Below are 23278 nucleotides of genomic sequence, written 5' to 3'. Positions count from 1 at the left end.
AGTGTCCGTGATTCCTGCGTCGTACGCGCAGCGTCGGCTGTGGTTCCTGGACCAGTTGGACGGGGCGGGAGCCCTCTACAACATTCCGCTGGTCCTGCGGCTCGAAGGCTCGCTCGACATCGGCGCGCTGCGAGCGGCGCTGACCGACGTGCTCATCCGGCACGAGAGCCTGCGCACCCGCTTCCCGCAGCACGACGGCGAACCCGTCCAGGACATCGTGGCCCCGGACGACATCGGCGACCCGCTGCTCGTCACCGAGGTGCCCGCGGACCGGCTGGAAGCGGAGATCGCGGACACCGCTCGGCACGTCTTCGACCTGGCCCACGACCTCCCGTGCCACGCGCGGTTGCTGACCTCGGGCCCCGAGGACGCCGTGCTCGTGCTGGTGCTGCACCACATCGCCGCCGACGGGTGGTCGGCGGACCCGCTGTGGCGGGACCTGTCGGTCGCCTACGCCGCCCGCAAGGCTGGGAGCGCGCCGAAGCAGGAACCGCTGCCCGTGCAGTACGCCGACTACGCGCTCTGGCAGCGCGAACTGCTCGGCGACGCCGACGACCCGGAAAGCGTGCTGGCCACCCAACTGTCGCACTGGCGCGCGGCGCTCGCGGGCGCACCGGGGGAGCTGTCGTTGCCCACCGACCGGACCCGCCCCGCGGTCTCGGCGCGCGAGGGCGGCACCGTTCGCCTCGACGTGCCCGCCGGTCTGCGCGACCGTTTGGCGGAGCTGGCGCGCGCCGAGGGCGCGACCCCGTTCATGGTGTGGCAGGCCGCGATCGCCGTCCTGCTGTCCGCACTCGGCGCTGGGGACGACATCCCGGTCGGCACCCCCGTCGCCGGCCGCGACGAGGCCGGGCTGGAAGGACTCGTCGGGTTCTTCGTCAACACCCTCGTGCTGCGCACCGACCTCAGCGGCGACCCGGCCTTCACCGACGTCGTCGGCCGGGTCCGGGAGACGACCGTCGAGGCGCTGCGCAACCAGGACGTTCCCTTCGAACGGCTCGTGGCGGAGCTCGACCCGCACCGCTCCCTGACCCGGCACCCGCTGTTCCAGGTCAACCTGACGCTGCACAACGTCCCCGAGACCGCCGTCGGGTTGGACGGCCTGACGGCCACCGCCCACGTCGCGGAGCTTCCGCTGGCCAAGTTCGACCTCGACTTCCAGGTGTGGGAACGCCGCGCCGGGGTGGAGGTCGAGCTCACCTACTCCGCCGATCTCTTCGACCGCGCGACCGTCGAGTCGTTCGCGGCCCGGCTGCTGCGGGTGCTGGAGGCCGTCGCCGCCGATCCCGGGACCCGGTTGCACGCCCTCGACGTGCTCGACCCGGCCGAGCACCGCGCGCTCAGCGCGACCGCCGGCCCCACCCGGGTTCTGCCCTCGGCGACCGTTCCGGACCTCTTCGCGGAGCAGGCGGCGGCCCGCCGGGAAGCGAGCGCCGTCACCGCGAGCCTCACCTACGCCGACCTCGACGCCGCCGCCAACCGCCTCGCCCGCCACTTGATCGGGCGAGGCATCGGCCCGGAGACGCGGGTCGCCGTCGCGATGGAGCGCACCCCCGACCTCGTCGTCGCGCTGCTCGCGGTGATGAAGGCGGGCGGTGCCTACGTGCCGATCGACCCCGCGCACCCGGACGCCCGGATCAGCGCGCTGCTCGCGGACGCCGAGCCCGCCGTCCTGCTCACCACCACCGGACTCGCCGATCGACTCCCCGCCGATGTCGACCGCGTCGTCCTCGACGACCTGGCCGTCCGCGCCGCCGTCGCAGCGTGCAGGTCGGAGCCGATCACCCAGGACGAGCGGTCCTGCCCGCTGCTGGCCGACCACCCGGCCTACGTCATCCACACCTCCGGTTCCACCGGCGTCCCGAAGGGCGTCGTCGTCACCCACGCCCAGGTCACGGCCCTGCTGCGGACCGCGGCCGCGCGGTACTCGTTCGACGGCCAGGACGTGTGGACCTGGTTCCACTCGCACGCCTTCGACTTCTCGGTGTGGGAGCTGTGGGGTTGTCTGCTGACCGGTGGTCGGCTCGTCGTCGTCGACCACGACACGTCCCGCTCGCCGCGCGAGTTCCGGAGCCTGGTCGTCGCCGAGGGCGTCACCGTCCTCAGCCACACCCCGTCGGCGTTCCACCAGCTCGAGCACGCCGACGAGCAGGAACCCGGCACCGCTCTCGACGCCCCGCTGCGCCTCGTCGTCCTCGGCGGCGAGGCGCTGGACACCGACCGGCTCGTCCGCCGGGACGGCCCGGCGCTGGTGAACATGTACGGCATCACCGAGACCACCGTGCACGTCACCCACCTCGACATCGGCCCAGGGACGCGGCCCGGCCCGCACGGCGCCAGCCCGATCGGCCTGCCCCTGGACAACACCCGCGTCCACGTCCTCGACGCCCACCTGCGACCCGTACCGCCCGGCGTGGTCGGTGAGATGTACGTCGCGGGCTCCGGTGTCGCGCGCGGCTACCTCGGCATGCCCGCGCTCACCGCGAACCGGTTCGTGGCCAATCCTTTCGAGCCCGGCGGTGCCCGCATGTACCGCACCGGCGACCTCGCGAGGTGGGGGAGCGACGGCACCCTGGAGTACCTGGGTCGCGCCGACGACCAGGTGTCGCTGCGGGGCTTCCGCATCGAACCCGGTGAGGTCGAGGCCGCCCTGCTCACCGACGAGCGCGTCGCGCACGCCGCGGTCGTCCTGCGCGAGGACACCTCCGGCGACCAGCGGCTGATCGCCTACGTCGTCCCCCGCGTTCCCGCAGAGGACGGCGACGCGCTGGCGCGGTCGGTCCGCGACGCCGTCACCCGACTGCTGCCCGCCCACATGGTGCCCGCGGCGGTCGTCCCGCTGGAGCGGCTGCCGCTCACCGTCAACGGCAAGCTCGACAGGGACGCGCTGCCCGCGCCCGAGTTCGTCACCTCCGGGGGTCGCGGCCCTTCGACGGTGCGCGAGGAGGTCCTCTGCGCCGCCTTCGCCGAGGTCCTCGGCGTGGACCGGGTGGGCGTCGACGACGACTTCTTCGCGCTGGGCGGGCATTCCCTGCTCGCGGTGCGGCTCGTCGAGCGACTGCGCGCCCGTGGTGTGCCGGTCGACGTGCGGACCCTGTTCACCGCGCCGACACCGGCCGGGCTCGCCGCCGTCGCCGGTCGCGCACCCGTCGACGTCCCGGAGGGCAGCCCGCCGGCCGGCGCCACCCGGATCACCCCGGAGATGGTGCCGCTGGCCGGGCTCACCGCCGCCGAGCTGGACACCGTCACCGGTGGCGTTCCCGGCGGCGCCGCCAACGTCGCCGACATCTACCGGCTCGGCCCGTTGCAGGAGGGCCTGTTCTTCCACCACCGGTTGCACGCCGAGAACGGCACCGACGACCCGTACCTCGTGCGCTACGTCCTGCGGTTCGACACCCGGGCGCTGCTGGAGGCGTTCCTCGCCGCCTGGCCGCGCGTCATCGAGCGCCACGAAGTGCTGCGCACGGGTCTCGTCTGGGAGGGGCTCCCGCATCCCGTGCAGGTCGTGCACCGGCACGTCGAACTGCCGGTGACCGAGGTCGAACTCGACGCGGCCGACGACGGCGCGGAGCGGTTGCTGGCCCTCGCCGACGGCCCGATGGACCTGCGTCGCGCCCCCTTGCTGGACGTGCTCACCGCGGCCGAACCCGGTACCGATCGCTGGCTGCTGGCGATCCGCATGCACCACATCACCCAGGACCACACCACCCTCGAACTGGTCCTCCGGGAGGTCACCGCCTTCCTCGGCGGCCACGGCGACGACCTGCCGAACCCGTTGCCTTACCGCACTTTCGTCGGCGAAGCCCTGCTCGGCACGCCCGCCGCGGAGCACGAAGCGCACTTCGCGCGCCTGCTCGGCGACGTCACCGAACCCACCGCCCCCTTCGGGGTGCTGGAGGTGCGCGGCGACGGCCGCGACGTCACCGAACGCCGCGCCGTCCTGGACCCGCAGGTCACCACCCGGCTGGGGGAGCAGGCCCGGCGCGCCGGGGCGAGCGCCGCCACCGTCCTGCACGTCGTGTGGTCCCGGGTGCTCGCCGCGCTCTGCGGAGGCGACGACGTCGTGTTCGGGACCCTCCTGTTCGGACGCATGCAGGCAGGTGCCGACCACGTCCCCGGCATGTTCATCAACACGCTGCCGGTGCGGGCCTCGATCGGCGACGCGGGTGTGGTCGGCGCGGTGCGGGACATGCACGCCCAGCTGGCCGAGCTGCTGGTGCACGAACACGCCTCGCTCGCGGACGCCCAGCGCGCCAGCGGCGTCCCCGTGCCCGCTCCGCTGTTCACCGCCGTCCTCAACTACCGGCACAACACCTCGGGTGACGACCGCGCGACCGTTCTCCCATCGGGAGCCGACGTCCTCGCTGCGCGGGAACGCACCAACTACCCGCTGCTGGTGTCGGTCGACGACGAAGGCCAGGGGATCGCCTTCGACGTGCAGGCCGCGGCCGGGATCGACCCCGACGTCGTGATCGGGTTGCTGCAGGCCACCACCGAGCGCGTCGTGACCGCCCTCGAACAGGCCCCGCTCACCCCGCTCGCCGACATCGACGTGCTGCCGGCCGCCGAACGGCACCGCGTCCTCGTCGAGTGGAACGACACCGGCGTTCCCGAGAGCACCCGCACCCTCGCCGACGTGTTCGCCGACCGGGCCGCCGCCACCCCCGGTGCCGACGCCCTCGCCTTCGGCGCCAAACGCCTCAGCTACGCCGAGCTCGACGAGCGGGCCAACCGGTTGGCCCGCCACCTGATCGGTCACGGCGTCGGAGCCGAAGGCCGGGTCGTGCTCCTCATGGACCGCTCACCGGGGACGATCGTCGCGCTGCTGGCCGTGCTGAAATCCGGCGCCGCCTACGTGCCGATCGACCCGGACCAGCCCGCCGAACGCATCGCCCACCTGTGCAACGACGCCGACCCGGTGGCCGTCCTGACCACCGCCTCGATCGCCGAGGCCGTCCCGCTGCCCGGACCGGCCCCGATCGTCGTCGACGACCCCTCGGTCAGCGCCGCCGTGGCCGCCCGTCCCGGCCATCCGCTCACGCAGGCCGACCGCACGGTCCCGCTGCGTCCCGAGCACCCGGCGTACGTCATCTACACCTCGGGCTCCACCGGCACCCCCAAGGGCGTCGTGGTCCCGCACGCGGGCGCGGTGAACCTGCTCGCCTTCCGCTGGCCGGGGTTGGCCCCCGGCAGCAGGCTCCTGCAGTTCGCCTCGCTCGGCTTCGACGTCGCGACCTGGGAGATCATGACGGCTTTCGCCGCGGGCGCTTGCCTCGTCGTCGCCCCCGCCGCCGAACTCCTGCCCGGCGCGGGCCTGGAGGACACCGTCGCCGAGCAGGGCGTGACCCACCTGCAGCTGCCGCCGACGGTCCTCGGCATGGTCGACGACGCGCAGCGGCTGGCCGGCGTGGAGACCGTGCTCGTGGCGGGGGAGGCATTGGGCTCCGCGCTCGTCGACCGATGGGGCGCCGAGCGCTGGTTCGGCAACGCCTACGGACCGACGGAGATCACCGTCATCGCGGCGGCCGACGGCCCGCTGCGCCCCGGTGACGCCCCGACGATCGGCCGCCCGCTGCCCGGTGTGCGCCTCTACGTCCTCGACGCCCACCTGCGGCTCGTGCCGGACGGCGTCGACGGCGACCTGTACGTGGCGGGCGGTGGCGTCGCTCGCGGCTACCTGGACCGGCACGGGCTCACCGCGGAGCGGTTCGTCGCGGATCCGTTCGGGCCGGCGGGTTCCCGCATGTACCGCACCGGCGACACCGTTCGCCGGACGGCCGACGGCCGCTTGCTCTACGTCGGCCGATCCGACGACCAGGTCAAGATCCGCGGCTTCCGCATCGAACCGGGGGAGGTCGAGGCGCAGCTCGCCGACGACGCGCGCGTGGCTCAGGTCGCGGTCGTCGTCCGCGAGGACGCGCCCGGGGACAAGCGGCTCACGGCCTACGTCGTTCCCGCCGGGCCCGAGCGGGAGGAGCTGCCCACCGCGCTGCGCGGCCACGTGGAGTCCCGGCTCCCCGCGCACCTGGTGCCGTCCGCCTTCGTCGTGCTCGACCGGTTGCCGCTGTCGGTCAACGGCAAGCTCGACCGCGCGGCCCTGCCGGTGCCCGAGCGCGCCACCGGCTCCGCTCTCCGGCCGGCGGGTGTGCGCGAGGAACTGCTGTGCTCGGTGTTCGCCCAGGTGCTGGGCGTGCCGCGGGTGGGTGTCGACGACGATTTCTTCGCGCTGGGCGGGCATTCGCTGCTCGCCGTGCGCCTGGTCAGCCGGGTTCGCGCCGTGCTCGGCGTCGAGATCCCGGTGCGGGCCGTCTTCGAGGCCTCGACGGTGGCGGCGCTGGCGGCTCGGCTGGCCGAGGCCGACGGTGCCCCCGCGCGCCGCGGGGTGTCGGCCGGTGCGCGACCGGAGCGGGTGCCGTTGTCGTTCGCGCAGCGCCGGTTGTGGTTCCTGGACCGGATGGAGGGCGCCAGCGCGCTCTACGACATCCCGCTGGTGCTGCGGCTGACCGGGAAGGTCGACGTCGCCGCGCTGCGGGCGGCGCTGGGTGATCTGGTGGCGCGGCACGAGACGCTGCGGACCCGGTTCCCGGAAATCGACGGCGAGCCGCACCAGGAGATCGTCCCGGTCGGCGCCGCGACGGTGGAACTGCCGGTGCTGGCGGCCGAGGGCGAGGAGGACCCGCGGATCGCCGAGGCGGCCGGGCACGTCTTCGACCTGGCCACCGACCTCCCCTTCCGGGCGGCGCTGTTCACGACCGGCCCGGAGACTTCGGTGCTGGTGCTCGTGATGCACCACATCGCCGGTGACGGCTGGTCGATGAGCCCGCTGTGGCGGGATCTCTCGGAGGCGTACGCGGCGCGGTGCGCGGGCGCGGCACCGCGGTGGCGGCCGTTGCCGGTGCAGTACGCGGATTACGCGCTGTGGCAACGAGATCTGCTCGGCGAGGCCGATGACCCCGGCAGCCTGCTCTCCGGTGAGCTCGCCCATTGGCGCGCGGAACTGGCCGGTGCCCCCGACGAGCTCGCGTTGCCGCTCGACCGGCCGCGCACCGCTGACACCGGGCACGGCGGTGGCTGGGTGGACGTCGAGGTGCCCGCCGAGTTGCACGAGCGGTTGGCGGAGCTGGCGCGCGCCGAGGGCGTCACGATGTTCATGGTGTGGCAGGCGGCGCTGGCCGTCCTCCTGTCGCGGCTCGGGGCGGGGGAGGACATCCCGCTGGGCAGCCCGGTGGCGGGCCGCACCGACGAGGCGGTCGAAGACCTCGTCGGGTTCTTCGTCAACACCGTCGTGCTGCGCGTCGATCTGTCCGGGGACCCGGACTTCACCGAGGTGCTGGCCAGGGTGCGCCAAGCCGCGCTCGGTGCGCTGGAGCACCAGGACGTCCCCTTCGAGCGCCTCGTGGAAGAACTGGCCCCCGCTCGCCACACCGGTCGCCACCCGCTGTTCCAGGTGATCGCGGAAGCGCAGTCCACTCCGCGCACCGAGCCCGCACTGGCGGGCGCCGACGTCGAACCGCTCCGGTCGGCCACCGGCGACGCCAAGTTCGACCTGGACCTGCAGATCGCGGAGCGCTTCGACGCGGGCGTGCCGGACGGCATGACGGGCGTGCTCGGCTACGCCACCGACCTGTTCGACCACGAGACCGTCGAAGCACTGGTGGCGCGCCTGCTGCGCGTCCTCAGCGACATGGCGCGGGAACCCGGTCGCGCGGTGCACCAGGTCGACGTCCTCGACTCGGCCGAGCGACGGCACGTCCTGACCGAGTGGCCCCACCGGCAGCCGCACTACGAGGGCGCCGCCGTCTACGTCCTGGACGCCGGCCGCTCTCCCGTGGCCCCGGGCGTCCTCGGCGACCTGCACGTCGTCGACGGCGCGGCCCGGGACGACGACGCCTCCGTTCCTTGTCCCTTCACCGACGACGGGAGCCCCATGCGCCCGACCGGACGCCGCGCCCGCTGGGACCGCGAGGGGCGTGTGCACCTCGTGGACCCGGAACCCGGCGACACCGTCGACACCCCCGCAACGGCGCTCGAGCGCCGTCCGGCGGGCCTCCGCGAAGAGCTGCTGTGCTCGGTGTTCGCCCAGGTCCTCGGCGTGCCGCGGGTGGGTGTCGACGACGACTTCTTCGCCCTCGGCGGGCATTCGCTGCAAGCGGTGCGCCTCGCCAGCCGGATCCGCACCGTCCTCGGCGCCGAACTCCCCATCCGCACCCTGTTCGAGGCGCCGACTCCAGCGCAGCTGGCGGCACGGCTCGCCGAGTCGGGAAGCGCCGGTGTGCGGCCCGCGGTGTCGGCCGGTGCGCGGCCGGAGCGGCTGCCGCTGTCGTTCGCGCAGCGCCGCTTGTGGTTCAGCGATCAGCTGGAGGGCGCGGGCGCGCTCTACAACATCCCGCTGGTGCTGCGGCTGACCGGGCGGGTCGACGTCGACGCGCTGCGGGCCGCGCTCGGCGACGTGGTGGCCCGGCACGAGACGCTGCGGACCCGGTTCCCGGAAGTCGACGACGAGCCGTTCCAGGAGATCACGCCCGTCGGCGAGGCAGTGGTGGAGTTGCCCGTCGTCGAGGTGGCCGCGGGGGATCTGGACGCGCGGATCGCCGAGACCTCGGCGCACGTCTTCGACCTGGCCACCGAGCTGCCGCTGCGGGCGGTGCTGTTCACGACCGGCCCGAAGAGTTCCGCGCTGGTCCTGGTGGTGCACCACATCGCCGGTGACGGCTGGTCGATGGCCCCGCTGTGGCGGGACCTGTCGGTGGCGTACGCGGCGCGGTGCGACGGCCTGGCGCCCGAGTGGCGGCCGCTGCCCGTGCAGTACGCGGATTACGCGCTGTGGCAACGAGATCTCCTCGGTGATCCGGACGACCCCGACAGCCTCCTGCACGACCAGGTCTCCTACTGGCGGAAGGCGCTGGAGGGCGCACCCGAGGAACTCGCGCTGCCCGCGGACCGGCCCCGACCGGACGTCGACAGCCGCATCGCGGGCTGGGCCGACATCGAGGTGCCCGCCGAGTTGCACGAGCGGTTGGCGGAGCTGGCGCGCGCCGAGGGCGTCACGATGTTCATGGTGTGGCAGGCGGGCCTCGCGCTCCTGCTGTCCCGCCTCGGTGCGGGGGAGGACATCCCGCTGGGCAGCCCGGTCGCCGGACGCGCGGACGAGGCGGTCGAAGACCTCGTCGGGTTCTTCGTCAACACCATCGTGCTGCGCACCGACCTGTCCGGGGACCCGGACTTCACCGAGGTGCTGGCCAGGGTGCGCCAAGCCGCGCTCGGTGCGCTGGAGCACCAGGACATCCCCTTCGAACGGCTCGTGGAAGAACTGGCGCCATCCCGCTCGAAGGGGCGTCATCCGCTGTTCCAGGTGATCCTGGCCGTCCAGAACATCCCGCAGCGCGACGTGACGCTGCCCGGCCTCGACGTCGACTCCCGCCCCGATGCGCCGGCGATGGCCAAGTTCGACCTCGACTTCCAGGTCGTCGAGCTCTTCGACGACGCGGGCGAACCGGACGGCATGCTCGGCGGCCTCACCTACGCCGCGGACCTGTTCGACCACCGCACGGCCGAAACCCTGGTGGCGCGCCTGCTGCGCGTCCTCGACGCCGTCACCGCGGACCCGCACCGCCCCGTCGCCCGCGTCGACCTGCTCGACCCCACCGAACGGCGACGCCTGCTCACCGAGTGGAACGCCACCCACAGCGACACGTTGGCGCTCACCGTCCCCGAGCTGTTCGCGATCCGCGCTTCCCGCGCGCCGAAGGCCATCGCGCTGACCACCGCGCTCACCGAGGAGCCCGAGCAGCTCACCTACGCCGAGCTGGACCACCGCTCCAACCAGCTCGCCCACCACCTCATCGACCTCGGTGTGGTTCCCGAGACGCCGGTCGGCGTCGTCATGGACCGCTCGATCGACGTCGTCGTCGTGCTGCTCGCGATCCTCAAGGCGGGCGGTGCCTACGTCACCGTCTCCCCGGACCAGCCCGCTGCCCGCATCGCCGAGGTGCTGCACCGCGCCGGAACTTCGCTGTGCGTGGCCGACGACAGCTACGCCGAGGACCTGCGCGGGGAGGTCGCCACCGTGGTCCGCGCCGGGGACTCCGCCGCGTGGGCGGACCAGCCGGTCACCGCCGTGTCCGGGCGCAGCCTGCCCGACCAGCTCGCCTACGTCATGTTCACCTCCGGCTCCACCGGGGAGCCGAAGGGCATCGCGACCACCCACCGCGACATCGTCGACCTGGCGGGCGACGACTGCTGGCGGTTCCGAGGCAAGGCCCGCGGCATGTTCGCCGCGCCCCACACCTTCGACGGGTCCACAGTGGAACTGTGGGTGCGGCTGCTCACCGGCGGCGACATCCTCGTCGTGCCGCCGGGCCGCATGGACGCCGCGCGGCTGCGGGCGCTGATCGCCGACCACGGGCTGACCCACGTGCACCTGACGGCCGGTCTGTTCCGCGTCATCGCGGACGAGGACCCCGAGGCCTTCGCCGGTGCGAGCGACGTGCTCACCGGTGCCGACGTCGTCCCGAAGAACGCCGTGCGGCGGGTTCTCGACGCGGCACCCGGCATCGTCGTGCGCAGCAGCTACGGCCCGACCGAGATCACCGTCATCGGCACCCAGATTCCGCTGACCGACCCCGCCGACATCGGCGACGTGGTCCCCATCGGCAGGCCGATGGACAACACCCGCTGCTACGTCCTGGACAGCGCGCTGGACCCGGTCCCGGTGGGAGTCTCCGGAGAGCTGTACCTCGCCGGGGCCGGATTGGCCCGCGGCTACGCCGGACGCAGCGGGCTCACGGCGGAACGCTTCGTGGCCTGCCCGTTCGAGGACGGCGGCTCCCGCATGTACCGCACCGGCGACGTGGTGCGGTGGCGGGCCGACGGGGTGCTGGAGTTCGTCGGCCGCGTCGACGACCAGGTGAAGATCCGGGGCTTCCGGGTGGAGCCCGCCGAAGCCGAGTCGGTGCTGGCCACGCACCCGGCCGTGGCGCAGGCGGTGGTCACCGTCCGCGAGGACGTCCCGGGCGACAAGCGCCTCGTGGCCTACGTGGTCTGGACGGGTGGCGACGACACCGAGCCGCTGCGCGAGCACGTCGCCGCCCGGTTGCCGGAATACCTGGTGCCGAGCGCCGTGGTGAGCCTCGACCGACTGCCCCTGACGGGCAACGGCAAGGTCGATCGTGCGGCCCTGCCGGCCCCGGAGGCGCTCGCTGCGGGTGACCTGCTCCGACCGCCGTCACTGCGCGAAGAGCTGCTCTGCGCCGTCTTCGCGCACGTGCTGGGCGTGCCGCGGGTGGGTGTCGACGACGACTTCTTCGCGCTCGGCGGGCATTCCCTGCTCGCCGTCCGCCTCGTCAGCAGGGTCCGCACCGTCCTCGGCGCGGAAATCCCCGTGGAGGCCGTGTTCGAGACGCCGAGCGTCGCCGGACTGGCCGCGACGATCGGCGAGGCCGGTGACGCGCCGGCCCGGCCCGCCCTCACGGCCCGGTCGAGGCCGGAGCTGCTCCCGCTGTCCTACGCCCAGCGCCGCCTGTGGTTCGTGGACAGCTTCGAAGGCGCCAGCGCGCTCTACAACATCCCGCTCGCGGCGCGGATGACCGGCGATCTCGACGTCGCCGCGCTCGATGCCGCGCTGGCCGACGTGGTCGCCCGGCACGAGAGCCTGCGCACCCGCTTCCCGCAGCACGACGGGCAGCCCTACCAGCAGGTCGTTCCCGCCGACGAAGCCGATGCGCGCCTGCACGTCGAGTCCGTCGCTCGCGCCGACCTCGACGCGCGGATCGCCGAAGCCGCCCAGCACGTCTTCGACCTCGCCGGGGAACTCCCCGTGCGGGCAACCCTGTTCGACATCGAGGGGGACACGGGCGAGGCGGTGCTGGTCCTCGTCACGCACCACATCGCCTCCGACGGCTGGTCCATGGCCCCGCTGCTGCGCGACCTCTCCGCCGCCTACACCGCCCGCCGCGCCGGGAGTGCCCCGCGCTTCGATCCGCTGCCGGTGCAGTACGCCGACCACACGCTGTGGCAGCGCGAACTCCTCGGCGACTCGGACGACCCGGGCAGCCCCCTCAACCACCAGGTCGCCTATTGGAAGGACGCGCTGGCGGGCATCCCGGAGGAGCTTCCCCTGCCCACCGACCGGCCGCGGCCGGCGGTCGCGAGCAACGAAGGCGGCTGGGTGCCCTTGCACGCGCCGGCCGAATTGCACGGTGCGCTGGCCGAGCTGGCCGCCGCGCAGGGCGTCACGATGTTCATGGTCTGGCAGGCGGCGCTGTCCGTGCTGCTCTCCCGGCTCGGTGCGGGCTCGGACATCCCGCTGGGCAGCCCCATCGCGGGCCGCACCGACGAGGCCGCCGACGACCTGGTCGGCTTCTTCGTCAACACCCTCGTGCTGCGCACGGACCTGTCCGGCGATCCCACGTTCGTCGAGGTGCTCGGCCGCGTGCGCAAGTCGGCGCTGGGCGCGCTGGGCCACCAGGAAGTGCCGTTCGAGCGGCTCGTCGAGGAACTGGCGCCCGCGAGGTCCACGGCCCGCCACCCGTTGTTCCAGGTCATCCTCTCCGTGCAGAACGTGCCCGCTGCCACGGCCGATCTGCCCGGCGTGCACCTCGAACGGCTCGACACCGACGTGCCCGGCGCCAAGTTCGACCTCGACTTCCAAGCCGCCGAGCAGTACGACGACCAGGGCGTTCCAGCAGGCGTCGACGGCGGCCTCACCTACGCCACCGAGCTCTTCGACCGCGCCACCGCCGAGGCACTGGTGGCTCGGCTGCTGCACGTCCTGGGCGCCGTCGCCGCCGACCCCCGGCAGCGGGTCCACGGCATCGACCCCCTCGACGCCGCCGAACGGGGCCGAGTCCTGCGCGAGTGGAACGCGACCGACCGGCCCGAACCGGCCGAGACCGTGACCGCCAGTTTCCGCGCGCAGGCCGCCCGCACCCCGGACGCCACCGCACTGGTCGCCGACGGCTTCCGCATGACCTACGCCGAACTCGACGCCCGCTCCGACCGGCTCGCCCGGTACCTGCTGCGCCACGGCGCAGGGCCGGAGCGGTCCGTCGCGGTCGTCATGGAACGCTCACCGGAGATGGTCATCGCGCTGCTGGCCGTCCTGAAGACGGGTGGTGCGTACCTCCCCGTGGACACCGAGTACCCGGCCGCCCGCATCGAGATGATGCTCGACGACAGCGGCCCGGCCGTCCTGCTCACCACCACCGGTGTGGTGTCGCGGTTGCCCGCGACGCCCGCCTCGGGCGCTCGTGTCGTGCTGGACGAACCGGCGACCCGTGCCGCCGTGGACGCCGAGGACGCCACACCGCCGGAACCGGTGCCGCACCTGGATTCCGCCGCCTACACGATCTACACCTCCGGTTCCACCGGCAGGCCCAAGGGCGTCACCGTCACCCATCGCGCCATCGACCGGCTGGCCCACCCCGCCGACTACGCCGACCTGCGCGCCGGGGACGTGGTGGCGCACGTCGGGTCCGTGTCGTTCGACGCCGCCACCTTCGAGATCTGGCCGGCCCTGCTCAACGGGGCCACCCTCGCCGTCGGCCCCGCGGGGTCGCCGTCCGTGGCGTCGCTGAGCGACTTCTTCGCCGCGCACCGGGTCACCGTCGCCATGCTGCCCACCGGATTGCTGCACCACGTCATCGACGTCGACGTCCACGCGCTGCGCGGGGTGCGTTCGTTGCTGACCGGCGGCGACAAGCTCTCCGTCGAGCACTCGCGCGCCTTGCTCGACGCGCTGCCCGGCACCGTCCTGTCCAACGGCTACGGCCCCACCGAGAGCACCACCTACACCCACACCCATCCCGTCGGCCGCGAGGACGTCGACAGCGGCCGGGACATCCCGCTCGGGCGTCTGCTGGCCGGCACCCGCGCTTACGTCCTCGACAGCGCCTTGCGCCCGGTGCCCGTCGGCGTGCCGGGTGAGCTGTACGTCGCCGGTGACGGGGTGGCCCGCGGTTACGCCCGACGTCCCGGGATGACGGCGGAGCGCTTCGTGGCCTGCCCGTTCGAGGACGGGGGCGCCCGCATGTACCGCGTCGGTGACGTGGTGCGGTGGCGTGCCGACGGGGTGCTGGAGTTCGTCGGACGCGCCGACGACCAGGTCAAGATCGCCGGTTTCCGCGTCGAACCCGGCGAGGTGGAGGCCGTCGTGTCCGCCCACGAGGACGTGGCGCAGGCCGTGGTCGTCGTCCGCGAGCACGGCGCGAGCGACAAGCGCCTCGCGGCGTACGTGGTGCCGTCGGGCCGCACCGGTGGCGATGAGCTCGCCGCCGAGGTGCGGGAATTCATGGCCGAGCGGGTGCCGAACCACCTGGTGCCGTCGTACGTGACGGTGCTCGACCGGCTGCCGTTGACCGTCAACGGCAAGGTGGACCGCGCCGCCCTGCCCGACCCCGAGCCCGCCGCGTCGACCGATCTCGGGCGCGCACCTGCCTCCCCGCGCGAGGAACTCCTGTGCACCTTGTTCGCCGAGGTGCTCGGCGTGCCCCGCGTCGGTCTCGACGACGACTTCTTCGCGCTGGGCGGGCATTCCCTGCTGGCCGTGAAGCTCGTCAGCCGCATCCGGGCGGTCTTCGACGCGGAGATCTCCGTGCGGGCGGTGTTCGAGGAACCGTCCGTGGCCGGGCTAGCCGGAAAGCTGGCCCAGTCCCGCGGCCCGGTCCGGCCGCCGGTGGTGCCCATGTCCCGGCCGCCGGTGCTGCCGGTGTCCTACGGGCAGAGCCGCCTGTGGTTCCTGGACCGCTTGGAAGGCCCCAACCACCTCTACAACATCTGCCTGCTGCTGCGGCTTTCCGGACCGCTGGACACCGGGGCGCTGCGGGCCGCGCTCGCCGACGTGATCGCCCGGCACGAGAGCCTGCGGACCACCTTCCCCCAGGTGGGAGATCAGCCGTCGCAGTTCGTCCACCCCGTCGACGAGGTGACCGTCGACCTCCCGACGACCACCGTGACGGCGGCGGAGCTGGCGCGGCGTCGCGACGAGCTGGCCGCCCACGCCTTCGACCTCGCCGTCGAACCGCCGGTGAAGGCCGACCTGTTCTGCGTCACCGAAGGCGGATCGTCCGTCGGCGAGGAGTGGGCGCTGTCGCTGGTGGTGCACCACATCGCGGGTGACGGCTGGTCGATGGGCCCGTTGTGGCGGGATCTCTCGGATGCCTACGCCGCCCGGCGCGCGGGGCGCGAACCGGGCTGGGCGCCGTTGCCGCTGCAGTACGCCGACTACACCTTGTGGCAGCGGGAACTGCTGGGCGACACCGACCACCCGGACAGCGTGCTCGCCCAGCAGATCGACTACTGGAAGGAGAAGCTCAGCGGGGCCCCGCAGGAGCTCGCCCTCCCCGTCGACCGGGCGCGCCCGACCGTGTCCGACCGCGAGGCGGGTTGGGCCGCGCTGCGGATCCCGGCGCGACTGCACGCGCGGTTGGCGGAACTGGCGCTGGCGGAGGGCGTGACGATGTTCATGCTGCTCCACACCGCGGTCTCGGTGCTGCTGTCGAAGAGCGGTGCGGGGCGGGACATCGTGCTCGGCAGCCCCGTCGCGGGACGCATGGACCAGGGGCTCGACGGGCTGGTCGGGTACTTCTCCAACACCCTGGTGCTGCGGACCGACCTGTCGGGCGAGCCGGACTTCACCGAACTGCTCCACCGGGTGCGTGCCGCCGTCCTGGAGGCGTTCGAGCACCAGGACGTTCCCTTCGAACGGCTCGTGGAGGAGCTGGCGCCCGCCCGTTCGATGGCGAGGCACCCGCTGTTCCAGGTCATGCTCGCCGTGCAGAACAACCCCCGCTCGGTGCCGCAGCTGCCGGGCGTGCACGTGACCGAGGACCCCACCGGACTGCTGTCGGCGCGGTTCGACCTGGACATCGAGGTGCACGAGCAGTTCGACGAAGCGGGTGCGCCCGCCGGGATGGACGGCGGCGTGGTGTTCGCAGCCGAGCTGTTCGACAAGTCCACTGTGGACACTTTGATGGCCAGGCTCGTCCGCGTCCTGGAGGCCATCGCCGGGGACCCCGCCGCGCCGGCGCACACCGTCGACCTGCTCGACCCCGCGGAGCAGAAGCGGGTCCTCCGGGACTGGAACGACACGTCCCACCCGGTGCCGGACCGGACGCTCGCCGAACTGCTCCACCTCCAGGCCGAACGCACCCCTGACGCCCTCGCCGTGCTGGCCGGGCAGGAGCGGGTCTCCTACGCGGAGCTGGACGCGCGGACCACCAGGCTCGCCCGGTACCTGATCACGCGCGGGGTGGGGCCGGACACCGTGGTCGGTGTGGCGATGGACCGGTCGGTGGAGCAGGTCGTCGCGCTGCTGGCCATCGTCAAGAGCGGTGGCGCCTACCTGATCATCGACTCCGACCAGCCGCTCCAGCGCGTCGACCACATGCTCGCCGACGCCGCGCCGGTGGCCGTTCTGACCACGGCGAGCTCCGCGTCCTGGCTCGGGCGGCCCCGGCCGTGGGAGTTCGAGCCGGAGTGGATCAGCCTGGACGACAAGGCGGTGCGGGCAGCGGTGGCCGCGGCGGACACCCGGGAGATCACCGACGCCGACCGGACGGCACCGCTGCGCTCCGATCACCCGGCCTACGTCATGTACACCTCCGGATCCACCGGCACCCCGAAGGGCGTGGTCGTCCCGCACCGCGGGGTGGTCAACCAGCTGGCGTGGATGCAGGCGGAGTACCGCCTCGTCCCGCAGGACCGGATCCTGCAGAAGGCCTCCTTCGGGTTCGACGCCTCGGTCTGGGAGCTGTTCTGGCCGCTGCTCAACGGCGCCGGGGTGGTGCTGGCCCGCCAAGGCGGGCATTGGGATCCCCGGTACCTGGTCGACCTGATCGAGCGGGAGCAGGTGACGGTCGTCCAGCTCGTCCCCTCCGTGCTGCGCACGCTCCTGGAGGAAGCGGCCCTGGAGCGGTGCACCAGCCTGCGCACGGTCCTGTGCCTCGGCGAGGCGCTGCCCGCCTCGGTGCGCGATCGCTGCCGGGACGTGCTCGGAGTGCCGTTGCACAACCTCTACGGGCCCACCGAAGCCTCGATCGCCGTCACCGCCTGGGAATGCGATCCGGAGCGGGACGGCCCGACCGTGCCGATCGGAGCGCCCCTCTGGAACGTCCGGGCCTACGTGCTCGACGACGGTTTCCGGCCGGTGCCTCCCGGCGTGGCGGGGGAGTTGTACCTGGCCGGCGACGGGCTGGCCCGGGGCTACCTGGGGCGTCCGACGCTCACGGCCGAGCGGTTCGTCGCCTGCCCCTTCGGGTCCGCCGGCGAGCGCATGTACCGCACGGGCGACGTGGCGCGGTGGAGCGCCGAGGGGCAGCTGGACTTCGTCGGCCGGATCGATGATCAGGTCAAGCTGCGCGGCTTCCGCATCGAGCTCGGTGAGATCGAGGCGGCGCTGGCCGGGCACGAGCGCGTGGCGCAGGCCGCGGTCGTGGTCCGGGAGGACGTTCCGGGGTCGCCGCGGCTGCTGGCCTACGTCGTCGGTGATGCGGGAGCCGTCGACGACAGGGTGCGGCTGGCGGCGGCGGTGCGGGAGTTCGCGGCGAGCAAGCTGCCGGAGTACATGGTGCCCTCGGCGGTGGTCGTGCTGGACGAACTGCCGCTGACGGCGAACGGCAAGCTGGATCGCGCGACGCTGCCGGCCCCTGACGAGTCCGCGGGCCCCGGAGCGGGCGGGCGCAGCCCGGTCACCTTGCGGGAACAGCTGCTCTGCTCGATCTTCGAGCAGGTGCTGGAGGTGCCGTCCGTCGGTGTCGAGGAGAGCTTCTTCGAGCGGGGCGGGAACTCGCTGCTGGCGGTGCGGCTGGTCAACCGCATCAGGGCGGTCCTCGACGCGGAGGTGCCGATCCGCGCGGTCTTCCAGGCGCCGACCGTCGCCGGACTCCTCGACCGGATCGCGCGGGGCGGGCAGCGCAAGTCCGCGGACGTGCTGGTGCCGATGCGGTCGAGCGGCGACAGGACACCGATCTTCTGCGCCCACACCGTGCTGGGTCTCGGGTGGGAGTACGGCTGGCTCGCCAACCGCGTGTCGGACCACTACCCGCTGTACGCCCTGCGGCCGCGGGGCGCGGACTCGGCCACCAGCGACCTGCCCGATTCGCTGACGCGGATGGCCGCCGACTACGTCGCGCAGATCCGCGCGGTGCAGCCCAGCGGCCCGTACCAGCTGCTCGGCTGGTCCTTCGGCGGCAACGTCGTCCAGGAGATGGCCGCTCAACTGCAGGAAGCGGGCGAGGAGGTCTCGCTGTTGGTCGTCCTGGACGCCAGCCCGATGGACGGCGGCCCCACCGCCGAGGAGCGGGCGGGCTTCGCCGAGCAGGAGGAGGCGGTGGCCGGCGTGCTCACCGGCGAGGAGCACGACGCCTACGTCCGGATCGTGCGGAACAACACCAAGATCCTGCTGGCGCACCGGACGCGGAAGACCGACGGCGACCTGCTGCTGATCTCCGCCGACTCGTCCTCGAAGGCCGACCTGTGGGAGCCCTTCGTCGCGGGCGAGGTCAGGGAGCACCAGCTCGACTGCTCCCACCGCGAGATGTTGATCAATCCCGACGTCGCCGGGCGGATCTGGGACGTCCTGGCCGCCGAACTCGACAGGACACCGCCGCAGTAGCACCGGCATCGTCCGCCGCTTCACCGAGCGAGAAAGAGGAGAACCCATGCGGGACACAGCATCCGGCGCCGAGTTGGCCCGTTCCTGCGGTACCGACGAGGAGGCGGTGCTGCGCGCCGCACGGCTGAAGGTCGCGTCGGTGGTCGTGGGAACGCCGGTGCTGCCGTCCGAGGCGACGTGGCGCGACCTGGTCCTGCGAGTGTCCACAGCGGACGGACGGGCGGCGGCCGACGAAGCGTGGGACGGTGCCGTTGCCCAACCGCACATCGCCGCCGACCGCCTCGAGCGCTACGTCCGACGCGCTCAGCAGCTGGCGATCGAGGCTCCCGACGCGCCGCACACGCGGGAAGGGCTGCTCTCGGAGGCGGAGGCCGAGGAGGTCATCGCCGCCGGCTCCGGTCCCGTGAGACCGTTGCCGGGACGGCGCCTCCACGAACTCGTCGAGGAGCGCGTCCGGCTCCACCCCGACGCGGTCGCCGTCGTGCACGGCGCGGCCACCCGGACCTACCGCGAGGTCAACGAGGACGCCAACAAGATCGCCTGGGCACTGCACCGGCAGGGGCTGCGCGCGGAGGACGTGGTCGCCGTCGTCACCGAGCGCACCCCGGACTGGCTGGCCGCCGTGCTCGCCGTGTTCAAGGCGGGCGGTTGCTACCTGCCGCTGGAGCCGCACTTCCCCGGCGGGCGCATGGCGAGGACCCTCACCCGCGCGGAATGCCGTTGGGTGCTCGCCGAGCGCGACGTGCCGCCGCTGGACGAGGCGCTCGCCGACCGCGACGCGGTCCGCCGCCTGGACGTGCGCGAGGTGATCGACGGCGACGGACCCACCCACGACCCGGCGATCTCCGTCGCCGGTGACCAACTGGCCTACGTCTACTTCACCTCGGGCTCCACCGGTGAACCCAAGGGCGCGCTGTGCGAGCACGACGGTTTCCTCAACCACGTCTACGCCAAGATCGAGGATCTCGGCATGCGGGAGGGCGACACCGTCGCGCAGACCGCACCGCAGTGCTTCGACATCTCCCTGTGGCAGCTGGTCGCACCGCTGCTGCTGTGCGGTCGCGCCCTCCTCGTCGAGCAGGAGGCCGTGGTCGACGTGCACCGGTTCGTCGACCTGCTGGCCCGGCATCGCGTCGAGGTGGCGCAGCTGGTGCCGACCTACCTCGAACTCCTGCTCGCGGAACGGCCCGACGCCGCGGCCGCGCTGCCGGACCTGCGGGTCATGGCCGTGACCGGGGAGGCGCTGAAGAAGGAGCTCGTGCGCCGCTGGTTCACCGTCTTCCCCGACGTCCCCCTGGTCAACTGCTACGGGCTCACCGAGGTCAGCGACGACTCCAACCACGGCGTCATGCACGCGCTGCCCGGGCACCGGTCGATCCCGCTCGGCGACACCATCCGCAACTGCCGCGTGTACGTCGTGGACGAACAGTTGCACCTCGTGCCCATCGGAGCACCGGGCGAGATCGTGATGGCCGGGGTCTGCGTCGGCCGCGGTTACCTGAACGACCCCGACCGCACGGCCGCCGTCTACCGGCACGACCCGTACCGCCCTGACGACCGCCTCTACCGCTCGGGCGACTTCGGCCGCCGGTTGCCCTCCGGCGACTTCGAGTACCTGGGGCGGCGCGACTCCCAGGTGAAGATCAGCGGGTTCCGCATCGAGATCGGCGAGATCGAGGACCGGCTGCTGCAGGTGCCCGGCGTGCTCTCCGGCGCGGTCGTCGTCGCCGGAACGCAGGACGATCCCCAGCTCGTCGCCTACTACACCGGTGAGGACGCCCCCGACGGCGCCGGCGTGGCCCGAGCGCTGGGCACCGCCCTGCCCGACTACATGGTGCCGCCTCGGCTGTACCGCCTCCCCGAACTTCCCCTGTCCAGCAACGGGAAGATCGACAAGATCGCTCTCACCGCCCGCACTCGCGACACCGAGGGCACCGACGGAGCCGGTACCGGCGCACCGGGGCTGGCCACGGACACCGAACGGCGCATCGCCGCCCTGTGGTCCGACCTGCTGCACGTGCCCGTGGAGCGCATCGGCCGGGAGTCCCGCTTCGCCGAACTCGGCGGCACCTCGCTGTCCGCGATCCGGCTGTCGATGGCGCTCGACCGCGTGGTGAGCGTCGCCGACCTCAAGGACACCCCCACGGTCGCCGACGTCGCGGCCCTCGTCGACCGCAAGTCGGCGACAGGTGCGGAAGTCTCAAACCCCGCACCGGCGCCGGGAACTCGACCGCAGGTCGTCGCGACCGAGCCTGAAGCGCTCCGCGTGCTCGACACCGGGGACGGCCCGGATCCCGTGGGGCGCGCAGCGACGGCGCGTGCCGCGGCACGCGCGGCGCTCGCCGAGTCCGGCGCCGTCCTGCTGCGCGGCCTCGGCGTCCGCACGCCCGCCGATGTCGCCGACGTCGCCTCCGCGCTGGGCATCGAGGCGATGGCGGAACGCGAGAGCTTCGCGCCCCGCACCGCCTACCCGCGCGAGGTCTACTCCGGCAGCCATTGGCCCGCCGACGAGCCGATGTGCATGCACCACGAGTTGAGCTACGCCGACACCGTCCCCGGCACCCTCGTGTTCGGCTGCCTCACCGCCCCCGGCAGCGGCGGCCGCACCACCGTCGCCGACTCCCAGCGCGTCCTCGGCGCTCTGCCCTCCGAGCTCGTCGCCCCGTTCGAACGGCACGGCTGGCTGCTGCGACGCGCGTACCACGACGTGGGAGTCGCCTGGCCCGAGGCGTTCGGCACGAGCGACCGCTCGGCCGTCGACGCCTACTGCGCCGCCGCCGGCATCGAGAACACCTGGCTGTCCGAGGACCGGCTCGTCACCCGGCAGCGCCGCGCCGCCGTCGTGCGCCACCCGAGCACCGGGGAACCCTGCTGGTTCAACCAGATCGCCTTCCTCAACGGGCTCACCGTCGACCCGGCCGTCCGCGAGTACCTCACCGACGTCTACGGACCCGGCGGACTCCCCTTCGACACCGCCGCCGGGGACGGCACCCCCGTTCCGGCCGCCGTGGTGGACGGCATCAACACCGTCTACGACCGGTTCACCGTCGGCGAGCGATGGCGGGAAGGCGATGTCCTGCTCGTCGACAACATCCGCACGGCACACGCCCGCGAGCCGCACGACGGACGCCGCGACATCGCCGTCGTCCTCGGCGACCCCATCGCACTGCCGGGCCACGTGCTGCCGGTCGGCGACGGCGAGCAGTCATCCATTCCCGGACGAAAGGCCGATCTCCCATGACACATCCCGCCGAGGAGTACGACGTGCTGGTCGCCGGAGGTGGCCCGGGCGGGGCGTCCGTGGCGACCTTCGTGGCCATGCAGGGCCACCGGGTCCTGCTGCTGGAGAAGGAGGAGTTCCCCCGCTACCAGATCGGGGAATCCCTGCTGCCGTCCACCGTGCACGGGATCTGCCGCCTGCTGGGCGTCACGGACGAGGTGGAGAACGCGGGTTTCGTGCGCAAGCGCGGTGGCACCTTCAGCTGGGGCTCCGGTTCCGAGCCGTGGTCGTTCGACTTCGCTCTCTCCAAGAAGTTCGCCGGTCCGACCTCCTACGCGTACCAGGTCGAACGGGCCAAGTTCGACCAGCTGCTCCTCGACAACGCCCGCCGCAAGGGCGTCGAGGCGCGGGAGCGGTGCGCGGTGGGCGAGGTCATCGAGGAAGACGACCGGGTCCGCGGCGTCCGGTACACCGACTCCGACGGTGCCGAGCGCACGGCGCGCGCCCGGTACGTCGTGGACGCCACCGGCAACCAGAGCAAGCTCCAGCGGTCCATCGGCGGTCAACGCCGCTATTCGGAGCACTTCCAGAACATCGCGCTGTTCGGCTACTTCGAGGGCGGCAGGCGGCTGCCCGGACCCAACAGCGGCAACATCACCTGCGTGGCCTTCCCCTCGGGATGGTTCTGGTACATCCCGCTGAGCGACACGCTCACCTCGGTCGGCGCCGTGGTCCGGAAGGACAGCGCGGACCGGTTGCGCGGCGACCGGGCCGAAGCCCTGGCCGCGATGATCGCCGATTGCCCGATCGTCGCCGAGTACCTCTCCGACGCCCAGCGCGTGACCGAGGGCCGCTACGGCGAGGTGCGCGTCCGCAAGGACTGGTCCTACCTCCACGATACCTTCTGGCGGCCCGGCATGGTGCTCGTCGGCGACGCCGTGGGCTTCATCGACCCGCTGTTCTCCTCGGGCGTGCACATGTCCACCTACAGCGCACTGCTGGCCGCGCGCTCCATCAACACCGCGCTCCGCGGAGAGCTGGACGAGCGGGAGTGCTTCGCGGAGTACGCGGCCAGGTACCGCAAGGAGTACCAGACCTTCCACGACTTCCTGGTCACCTTCTACGACATCAACCGCGACGAGCAGCAGTACTTCGAGGACGCGAAGCGCGTCACGCGGGACACCGCACCCGCCGCGCAGGCGTTCGTCGGCTTGGTCGGCGGTGGCGCGTCGGACGAGGCGGTGCTGACCGCCGAGTCGTACCGCGACAAGCGCAAGGAGGAATTGCACGAGTTGTCCCGCGGGGTCCATTGGGAGGGACACCGGATCCAGCTGCAAGCGGCCTTCGGTGAAGCCACCGACGACGTTCCGCTCAGCGCCGACGGCCTGATCGCCAGCCAGGACGGCATGCACTGGGAGCGCAGCGCGGCGTCGGTGTAACGGCGGGCA

3 protein-coding genes are annotated in these 23278 nt (G+C 72.9%); all 3 read left to right on the top strand.

Annotated elements, in window-relative coordinates; all coding sequences use genetic code 11:
* The first annotated feature begins 7 nt into the window (after window positions 1-7).
* The 3 genes from KBO27_RS24315 to KBO27_RS24305 are packed head-to-tail and all read left to right on the top strand — an operon-like array spanning window position 8 to window position 23269.
* The gene (locus KBO27_RS24315; RefSeq protein ID WP_210972206.1) at window positions 8-18610 is read left to right on the top strand and encodes a non-ribosomal peptide synthase/polyketide synthase; all 18603 of its coding nucleotides are present in this window, start codon (window positions 8-10) and stop codon (window positions 18608-18610) included.
* A gap of 46 nt (window positions 18611-18656) precedes the next feature.
* A complete protein-coding gene (locus KBO27_RS24310) occupies window positions 18657-21851 on the top strand; it encodes a non-ribosomal peptide synthetase (RefSeq protein WP_210972205.1) in 3195 nt (1064 codons plus the stop codon).
* On the top strand, window positions 21848-23269 hold the full coding sequence (locus KBO27_RS24305; RefSeq protein ID WP_210972204.1) for an FAD-dependent oxidoreductase: 1422 nt from the start codon (window positions 21848-21850) through the stop codon (window positions 23267-23269). The genes KBO27_RS24310 and KBO27_RS24305 overlap by 4 nt, the downstream gene beginning before the upstream one ends.
* The last annotated feature ends 9 nt before the right edge of the window (window positions 23270-23278 follow it).

The organism is Saccharopolyspora endophytica, from assembly GCF_018070075.1.
In the GTDB taxonomy this organism is placed as follows: domain Bacteria; phylum Actinomycetota; class Actinomycetes; order Mycobacteriales; family Pseudonocardiaceae; genus Saccharopolyspora; species Saccharopolyspora endophytica.
This window is presented reverse-complemented; position numbering and strand designations above follow the sequence as displayed.

Coding starts and splice junctions, on each gene's coding strand:
- KBO27_RS24305 (WP_210972204.1), top strand. CDS start 21,848: ATGACACATCCCGCCGAGGAGTACGACGTGCTGGTCGCCGGAGGTGGC.
- KBO27_RS24310 (WP_210972205.1), top strand. CDS start 18,657: ATGCGGGACACAGCATCCGGCGCCGAGTTGGCCCGTTCCTGCGGTACC.